This is a genomic window from Synechococcus sp. R6-10, from assembly GCF_047461815.1.
Lineage (GTDB): Bacteria > Cyanobacteriota > Cyanobacteriia > Thermostichales > Thermostichaceae > Thermostichus.
The window spans coordinates 1-8,293 of sequence record NZ_JANSHW010000049.1 but is presented as its reverse complement, the minus strand read 5'-3'; the positions used below and the strand labels follow the sequence as shown (position 1 = coordinate 8,293).

Genomic DNA, 8,293 nt, shown 5'->3' with positions numbered 1-8,293 from the left:
CCATGCCACCGGGATCCCTCAAGATTTATCCCTTGCGCCTTTTCCCCGGCCAAGATCTCAAGCAGGAACTGGAGCGAGTGGCCCGGCAGCAGCCCTTGCAAGCGGGGTTTGTCCTCAGCGCCGTCGGCAGCCTTAGCCAAGCCACCCTGCGCCTGGCCGACCAAACGGGGGATCACCTGTTGTCGGAACGCCTGGAGATCCTGGCCCTGAGTGGATCCCTGTGCCCTGACGGAGTCCATCTCCATCTCACCGTTGCCGATGCCCGAGGCCAAACCTGGGGGGGACACCTGCGCCCCGGCTGCCTCATCTACACCACCGCCGAAATTGTCCTCGCCGATAGCCCGGAGTACCGCTTCTCCCGTCAACCGGATCCGGCCACCGGCTACCTGGAGTTGCACATCCAACCCGTGGCAGGGGATCCCTGCTGGCCGTCCCCACCCCCCCAACCCCAGCAAAACCAGCAGACAAAACCAGAGGCTGACAACAGCAGGCCGAAAAGCTTACAGTAGTCAACATGAGTTACCTAAAGCTAAAGGGGGCTTGTGAGCGCCAAGCCGAAAGCTTCACGGAACTCATGGACGCTTTGCGGTGTGGCGGGCATGTTACTGGGTTTTCGGACGCAACTCATTACTTAACCGCAAGCAAACAACTCTAGCCGCCCAACACGCTGGGGTAGCCCGCCACGCCTATAACTGGGGCTTAGAAGTCTGTCGGCAAGCCCTGGAGAACCAGCAAAAACTTCCCACCGCCATTGACCTGCACAAGCGCCTAGTGGCCGAGGTGAAGAAAGAACATCGCTGGTACTACCAGGTCTCCAAATGCGCCCCTCAGCAGGCATTACGCAACTTGGAGCAAGCCCTTAAGCGCTGGCGGGGTGGGTTGGGGAAGTTTCCCCGCTTCAAACGCAAGGGAGTGCGAGACAGCTTTTACCTGGAAGGGAGTATTCGCACTTCTGGCAACCGCATCAAGGTACCTATCTTCGGTTGGCTGCGCTGTGCAGAGCTGCTCCCGGTGACCACACCCAAGAACGTGGTTGTTAGCTTGAGAGCCGGACATTGGTACATCTCCTTCAAGTACGAAGCTCCAACACCCCAGGTGGAGAAGACCGGAGAGGTGGTGGGAGTGGATTTGGGTATCCATCACCTGGCCACCTGCTCCGGCGGGGAAGTGTTTCCCAATCCCAAGCCCTACCGCAAGGCCCAGCGGCGTTTGGTCAGGCTGCAACGGCGGCTGAGCCGTAAGCAGAAAGGCTCTGCCAACCGCAAGAAGGCGGTGGTGCAGTTGGGCAAAGCTCACAAGCGGGTGGCAGACATAAGGACTCCGTCCCGCTTACGCGATCGGCAAGACAATCTGCACAAGCTGACGACTTACCTGGCCAAGAGATACCGAGTGGTGGTGATAGAGGACTTGCAGGTGAGGAACCTGCTCAAGAACCGCAAACTGGCGGGATCCCTGTCAGACTGTGGGTTCTACGAGTTGAGGACTCCGTCCCGCTATCGCGAACGGCGACAGCTAGAGTACAAGGCCCGGCTCTACGGCTGTCAGGTGGTGGTGGCGGATAAGTTTTATCCGTCCAGCCAACTGTGTTCACGGTGTGGCCACAAACAGAAGATGCCACTCAGCGAGCGGGTATTTCGCTGCCCGTGTTGTGGTCTGGGGATAGACCGCGACCGCAATGCAGCGCTGAACCTGGTGCGGTGGTATTTTGAGTGCTACTTAAAGCGCTCAACTACCCCAAGCTCTGGGGAAAGAGACGCCTGTGGAGATTCCTCTGGCGGGGTGGTAAGCCTGAAGCTTACTACCAGTCACGAGTCGTGGAAGCAGGAAGAAAGCAGAGACGCGACAGGCACTGAACACTCTGGAAGTGTTTGTTAGCGTTTCGTAGGTCTTTCGGAGCGGTCATCAGTACCCCGTTGAGCAGCCAGAAATTGTTAAGCTTAACGCACGGATGGCAGTATCCGGCCATGCCCCGAGTGACAACTGCTGACGAGCTGCTGACAGAATATGCCTCTGGCGAGCGCAACTTTCAAGAATCCAACCTGGTGGGGGTGGACTTGGTGCGCTCCAACTTGCAAGGGGTGAATCTGAGAGGGGCCAACCTCTCCTTTGGCAAGCTGAGTGGCATTAACCTGCAGGAAGCCGATTTGCGCGGCGCCGATCTCAGCTCGGCCAACTTGATGGGGGCCAACCTCCGCGGGGCCAATCTTTGGGAAGCCAACTTGATCGGCGCGGATCTCAGCTTTGCCGACTTGCGGGAAGCCAACTTGCACGGTGCCTACCTTTGGGAAGCCAAGCTAACCCGTGCACAACTGCAGGGATCCGATCTAAGCGGGGCAAAAATCGGCGGAGCAGTGCTAACCGGCGCTGACCTCAGCGGAGCCACCCTACCCGACGGGAGTGTGCGGGCTTGAGCCACCCCCCCAGCAGACAAGGCAGAATGGAACTGTTGCGACGGGATCCCTGATGTTGCTGCTGTTCAACTTGGTCTTGACACTGCTGCTGGCTTTGGGAGTGGCAGTCCTGGCCGGACAAAACCCCACCACCCTGACCGTACACTTCTTGATGTGGCGCTCGGTGGAGCTGCCTTTGGGATTTCTCATCGCCGTGGCCGTCGGCTTGGGCCTGTTGACGGTGGGGCTGGGCTCTCTCCTCTGGCCTGGGCGCAGCTTTTCTGCCACCGCCCGCCAATTACAAGAGCGGGTGCGCCAACTGGAAATGCAGGATCAACCGCCCCAATAACGCACAATTGCCAAAGGGATCCCCCTGCTTTCTGGCTTTGGCTCAACGGCTTCGCTCCCGCCGTTGACTTGCTGGACGATTTTGTCGGTGGCCCTGAGGAAAGCGTGCCGAAATAGCTCGCCGACTGAGACTGGGCGTAAGCTGAGAAAGGATCCCTTCGCCGTCTGCTTGATCAGTGCGTATCTCCAACCTTAACCATGCCTCATTCCCAACCCACTTCCCCGGATAGCTCTCCCCAAGACCCACGGGCCCTGCGCAAAGCCCTGCGCGGATCCAGCACCTACTTTGCCAAGGGGTTTGAAGAACACAAGGATCAGGCTCAACTGGAGCTGCAAACCACCTACAAAAGCCCCCTTGTGGAGCAAATCCGCGCCCAGGCTTACCGCTATCAGCGGGGTGACATCACCATTCACCTGGCCAGGGCCTTTGGCTTTTGCTGGGGCGTGGAACGGGCGGTGGAATATGCTTATGAAGCGCGGCGACGCTTTCCGGATCGGCAACTGTGGATCACCAACGAGATCATCCACAACCCTCTGGTAAACCAGCACCTGAAGGAGATGGGGATCCGCTTTGTGGAGAAAGGCCCAGACGGCAAGAAGGACTTCTCTCAGATCCGGCCCCAAGATGTGGTGATCTGGCCTGCTTTTGGGGCAAGTGCATCGGAAATGGCGTTTTTTCGGTCGCAGGGCAATGAGATTGTCGATACCACCTGCCCCTGGGTTTCCCGCGTGTGGAACCAAGTGGACAAGCACCGCGCGGCCCAATTTACCTCTGTCATCCACGGCAAGTACAACCACGAAGAAACCGTAGCCACCAGCTCCTTTGCCGAAAAGTACCTGGTGGTGCTGAACCTGGAAGAAGCGGAATGGGTCGCCCGCTACATTTTGCAGGGCGGAGATGCGGCAGAATTTCGGCGGCGCTTCGGCAAGGCCACTTCCCCCGGTTTTGATCCGGATCGCGATCTGGAGCGGATCGGCATCGCCAACCAAACCACCATGCTAGAGGGGGAGACCCGCGCCATTGCTAAGCTCTTTGAGACCACCATGCTGCGCAAATATGGCCCCCAGGAGTTAGACAACCACTTCATGAGCTTTAACACCATCTGCAATGCCACCCAAGAGCGGCAGGATGCCATGTTCGAGCTGCTCGAGCAACCTTTGGATGTCGTGGTGGTGATCGGGGGGTTTAATTCCTCGAATACCACCCACCTGCAGGAAATTGCCCTGGCCAAGGGCTTGCCTTCCTTCCACATCGATGGCCCCGACTGCATCCAACCCAACAACCGCATCCGTCACAAGCCTCTTCACCAAGACCCGACGGTTACCGAAGGGTGGCTACCCGATGGGCCGGTGCAAATCGGCATTACCTCCGGTGCCTCTACCCCAGACCGCGTTGTTGAAGAGGTGATTCAACGCATCTTCGCTCTACGTGAAGAACCCCGGCGGATCCCTGCCTAGGGATCCCTTCCCTCTCCCTCTTGAGCGTGCTCAACACCCTTTTTCAGGTTTATCCTCCCTTGCTGGGCTGGACGCTGCTGGGGTTTGCTCTCCAGAAGGGGCTGCCCGGCGGCTGGAATCGTTGGCTGGATCCCCACGCCTTGGGGCGATTCATGTTTTGGGTGGGAGTGCCCCTCAGCATTGTTGGGTTTATGCAGGGAGTGGATCTGTCGGGTCAAATCTGGGTTGCTCCCCTGATCTGCTGGCTGTCGGTGGGGCTGGGGTTTGCCTTGACCAGCGCTTGGCTGTGGTGGCAGCGCCACAACTGTTGGAGCAGTGCCCAGCAGGGCAGCTTTCACCTAACCGCCACCCTGGGGAACACCGGGTATTTGGGCTATCCCATCTGTCTGGCTGTGGCCGGAAGGGCTTACTTTGGCTGGGCCCTGTTCTATGATCTGCTGGGCACTCTGTTCATGGCCTACGGGTTTGGCGTGTGGGTGGCCAGCCGCCACGGCAGTTCCCATGCCCAACCTTGGCAGGTGGGCCTCCACATTTTGCGCACCCCTGCCCTCTGGTCTTTTGCTATGGGCCTACTGCTGACCCGCGAACCCCTGCCGGGTTGGCTCTCTCAAGGGTTGGCGGCTTTTGCCTGGAGCATGATCCCGCTCAGTTTGATGATCCTGGGGATGCGATTGGCCCAGGTGAAGCGCTGGGGATCCTTTCTTGCCGCCGGAGTGGCCCTCTTGATCAAAATTGTGATTGTGCCGCTCTTGGTGGGAATCGGCCTTGCCTTCACCCCCTACCCGCCTCTGGCCAAGCTGGTGCTGGTCCTGCAGAGCGGTATGCCCCCCGCCATCGCCACCCTGGTGCTCACGGAAGAATACGACTTGGATCGGGAAATTACCGTAACTGCCTTGGCCGTGGGCTACTTAGCCGCCTTGCTGACCTTGCCCCTCTGGCTGGGACTCTGGGGATCCTAATAGGCCAGGTGAGACAAGGTTTGCTCGAGGTAGCTATGCACCAGTTGATCCAGCTCTGCTTCCTGAGTGGGCAACTCCCGGCCCTGGAGCCATCCCCGAAAACCCGAGCTTTCCACAATGGCCTGCCGCAATGGCTTCCAAACTGCTTGCGTGCGCAGTGCTGTATCGGAGCTGAGAGCAGGACTGATCATGAGAAGAAGGTGAGTAGGAGTGATTCACCCTCAGAATAGCTTGGATCCCAGTTGACTTTGGCTCTCTAGGATACAAATCTCCCCTCTATGCTGAGCAAGCCTTCTCTCAGTCGCTCAAGCCAAAAAATCCTCAATATAGTCATTCCAAACTAGATTGAGACACTCCCCAGGCGTTCCGCGCTGCTTCCGCGGCCACCCCCAGACCTTCTCCCAGAGGGAGAGAGGAGCTGGACAGAAATGTTTCATTCCTGTTTAAAATGACCATACATCCCATCAACTCGAGCAAGAGGCCCAGGGATCCCTAAACGAACAATTGGCTGCGCTGCTCGACCCGCAAAGTTGGCCCCAAGGCATTGAGAAGAGAGACGCCGTAGCTGCGGGCAATGATGCGGCTATCCAAAATGGCCACCCATCGGGTGGATGAGCTGGAATCTTCTCCCGAATCAGAGCCTTGCCGCAGAGGCGCAACAGCCCGTTGCAACTGGGCAGCGGCCACCGGCAAAAGGTACTGACGAAACCAGTCCTGCTGGGTGCGTTGCAGATATTGCACCCGTCCGGCCACCCTTGGGTCTTCCACAGAAGGGAAGGGCAAAGTGGCGATCACCATCAGCTCAGGGCGAGGCAAGCCGGCCTTGTGGTGTAGCCAGTAGGGCCAGTCGCAGACCAAAATGCCCTTTTCGCCGGGGAACGGGCTGTTTACCCGCACCCGTGAGCCGAATTCGGCAGCCAAAGCCGCCCCCACCTGTGCCTGCAGAGGTTGATCCGACACCAACACCACCACGAAGCCCTGCGCCTGAGGGATCAAGTTTTTCAGCTCTTGCAGCAGGTGATCCTGAAATAGAGGGCTGTTGGGCAGGGGGAGGCGCGGCAAGTAAAGGGAAAGCTCCGCCCCGCCAGAACGTGGCCAACCCTCGCCTGAGGCAAACCGCAACGGCGTCAGATCCGGCAAGCCCAACCGTCGCCGGTAGGTTTCCGCCTGGCGATCCAGATCCAGCGCTTCCCCGATAATCACCACCGGCTGTGTGGCCCAAATGGGGGCCAACCAATCCTGCAGAGCCGCCGGGCTGTGGTGAAGGGTGAGGCGACCGGTTTCTCGGTCGGTTTCGGCCCACCAAATCCATTTGGAGACGGGATCCCCCTCAGAGCTGAGCCGCCGGCGGATTTGATCCCAGGGATCCGGCAGCCAGCCGGGGTAGCCTGTCACCAAAGACAGCACAGCATCCAGGTGAACCTGTTCATCCGCATGAAGCAGACAGCGGGAAAGAGGCCGCCGCAAAAGCTGCAGGGACAAATTGACCTGAACCTGGGAGAGCTGCTCCGCCTCGGCAGGGAAGATTTGCCGGAGCTGTTGCCAATGGCTGGCTTCCAGGGTCACCGTTAGCGCCTGGTAGGCCCAATCTTCCAGGTCTTCGGCTCCATCCAGGATCAAAGGGATCCCTGTTGGCACTTCCGGGGATCCCTTTCTCAGGCGAGCTTGCAGCCAATCCAGGGGATCCACCAACAGCAACCCCTGGAAATCGGGATCCGGCCAACGGTCTTTTTGCAGGACGGGCTTATGCAACTGCAGGGTGTGCTGTAGCCAGGGGATCTCTTCCCCCAAAATTTGCGCCTGCACAGGAGCTGTAGCGCAGAGCAAGGTGGGGTTGGGCCACATCAGGGCCGGCAGCAGATAACTGAGGCGGTGCTGACCCCCAGCAGGCACCTGGATCAAGGTGCTGCGACCCAACCGCAACCCTCGCGCCACCATGCGAGCCATCGTCAACTGGTGGGGCCACAGGGCTTCGGGAGACTGCCGCAAAAGCTGCCGCAACTGTTGGTGGACTTCAACCTCAATCACGGTTCAGTACGCCGGGGGTCTGCCACAGACGGTAGGGTGAACTAGCCTATTCTAGGGTAGAGAAGAAAACCAAAGCCCATCTCTGGGGTGAGCGATGTCTCTTCTAGCTGCTGTTTCCACGGGATCCCTGCTTCTGGATCGCTCCGGGTGGGGCCGTTTGCGCATGAAGGGATCCCCAGGCTTGGACTATCTGCACAACCGAAGCACCCAAAATCTGAAGGCCCTCAAGCCAGGGCAGGGGGCCGACACGGTTTTCGTGACCCCCACCGCCGGCATCCTGGATCTGGCCACGGTGTACGTGGGAGAAGAAGACTGCTGGATCTGGACTTCACCCCAGCGGCGCAGCCTGCTGATGCAGAGTTTGGGGCGCATGCTGCCTTTGGTGCGGGGAGCAGAGTTGAAAGATGAGACGGACCAGACCTTTGGTTTTGGGTTGCTCGGCCCCCAGAGTCAGGCTCTCCTGGAGCAAGTGGTGAGCTCAGAAGAGATTCCGACCAGGCTCAATGAGCACTGCGCCGTGGAGATCCAGGGGATCCCTGTCCATCTGGCTTGTGGCACGGGTCTTGCCCAGCCGGGGTTTACCCTCTGGGGCACCATTGACCAGAAAGTCGCTCTTGAAGAATGCTTGCTCCAAGCCGGAGCCAAGCTGGCCCCACCTGAGCTGTGGGAAGTCCTCCGCCTAGAAGCGGGTCGACCTGCCGCCGACCAAGAGCTGACCTCAGACTACAACCCTCTGGAAGCCGGCCTGTGGCAGGCTATTTCCCTTGGCAAAGGTTGCTACGTTGGCCAGGAAGTCTTGGCCAAGCAAGTGACCTACAAGCGCATTCGGCAAACCCTGTGGGGGATCCGCCTTCAAGGAGAAGCTCGTCCTGGCACAGAGATTTTGCGGCAGGGGGAAAAGATTGGTTTACTGACCAGCGCGGGCTTGACTTCGCAAGGGTACCTGGGATTGGGATACGTGCGCACCAAATTCAATCCTGCCGAGGGGCTGGAAGTTGAAGTCGGCTCAGCGCCGGGAGTCCTGACCCGAATGCCGTTTTTGAGCTTTCCGCCTATTGTCTGAGGTTGTTTTTGCAGACCTCTCTCCTCTCTTTTCTAGAGGGAGAAGCG

9 protein-coding genes are annotated in these 8,293 nt (G+C 59.0%); 7 read left to right on the top strand and 2 right to left on the bottom strand.

The window, feature by feature from the left end:
- The 6 genes from NW837_RS01615 to NW837_RS01590 all read left to right on the top strand — a co-directional run.
- On the top strand, nt 1-509 hold a 509-nt coding region (locus tag NW837_RS01615; RefSeq protein ID WP_414328979.1), incomplete at its 5' end, for a PPC domain-containing DNA-binding protein.
- A gap of 79 nt (nt 510-588) precedes the next feature.
- Nucleotides 589-1,875 carry an RNA-guided endonuclease InsQ/TnpB family protein gene (locus NW837_RS01610; RefSeq protein ID WP_414328978.1) on the top strand — a complete coding sequence of 429 codons (1,287 nt, stop codon included), beginning with the start codon at nt 589-591 and terminating at the stop codon, nt 1,873-1,875.
- Between the two features lie 89 nt (nt 1,876-1,964).
- Nucleotides 1,965-2,411 carry a pentapeptide repeat-containing protein gene (locus NW837_RS01605; RefSeq protein WP_414328976.1) on the top strand — a complete coding sequence of 149 codons (447 nt, stop codon included), beginning with the start codon at nt 1,965-1,967 and terminating at the stop codon, nt 2,409-2,411.
- A gap of 52 nt (nt 2,412-2,463) precedes the next feature.
- The gene (locus NW837_RS01600) at nt 2,464-2,739 is read left to right on the top strand and encodes a lipopolysaccharide assembly protein LapA domain-containing protein (protein WP_414328974.1); all 276 of its coding nucleotides are present in this window, start codon (nt 2,464-2,466) and stop codon (nt 2,737-2,739) included.
- Between the two features lie 197 nt (nt 2,740-2,936).
- Nucleotides 2,937-4,196 (top strand): 4-hydroxy-3-methylbut-2-enyl diphosphate reductase, encoded by a 1,260-nt coding sequence (locus NW837_RS01595; RefSeq protein ID WP_414328973.1) that lies wholly within the window; start codon nt 2,937-2,939, stop codon nt 4,194-4,196.
- 26 nt (nt 4,197-4,222) lie between these two features.
- Nucleotides 4,223-5,155 carry an AEC family transporter gene (locus NW837_RS01590; RefSeq protein WP_414328971.1) on the top strand — a complete coding sequence of 311 codons (933 nt, stop codon included), beginning with the start codon at nt 4,223-4,225 and terminating at the stop codon, nt 5,153-5,155.
- Here NW837_RS01590 and NW837_RS01585 read toward each other — a convergent pair.
- Nucleotides 5,152-5,346 carry a hypothetical protein gene (locus NW837_RS01585; RefSeq protein WP_011434196.1) on the bottom strand — a complete coding sequence of 65 codons (195 nt, stop codon included), beginning with the start codon at nt 5,344-5,346 and terminating at the stop codon, nt 5,152-5,154. The two genes, NW837_RS01590 and NW837_RS01585, sit on opposite strands and share 4 nt — an antisense overlap.
- 301 nt (nt 5,347-5,647) lie before the next feature.
- Nucleotides 5,648-7,183, bottom strand: a complete 1,536-nt coding sequence (locus NW837_RS01580; protein ID WP_414328970.1) for a hypothetical protein — start codon at nt 7,181-7,183, stop codon at nt 5,648-5,650.
- A 94-nt stretch (nt 7,184-7,277) separates the two neighbouring features.
- Between NW837_RS01580 and NW837_RS01575 the strand changes: the two genes are divergently transcribed.
- Nucleotides 7,278-8,246: a YgfZ/GcvT domain-containing protein gene (locus tag NW837_RS01575; protein WP_414328968.1), complete on the top strand. Its 969-nt coding sequence runs from the start codon at nt 7,278-7,280 to the stop codon at nt 8,244-8,246.
- Nucleotides 8,247-8,293 lie beyond the last annotated feature (47 nt).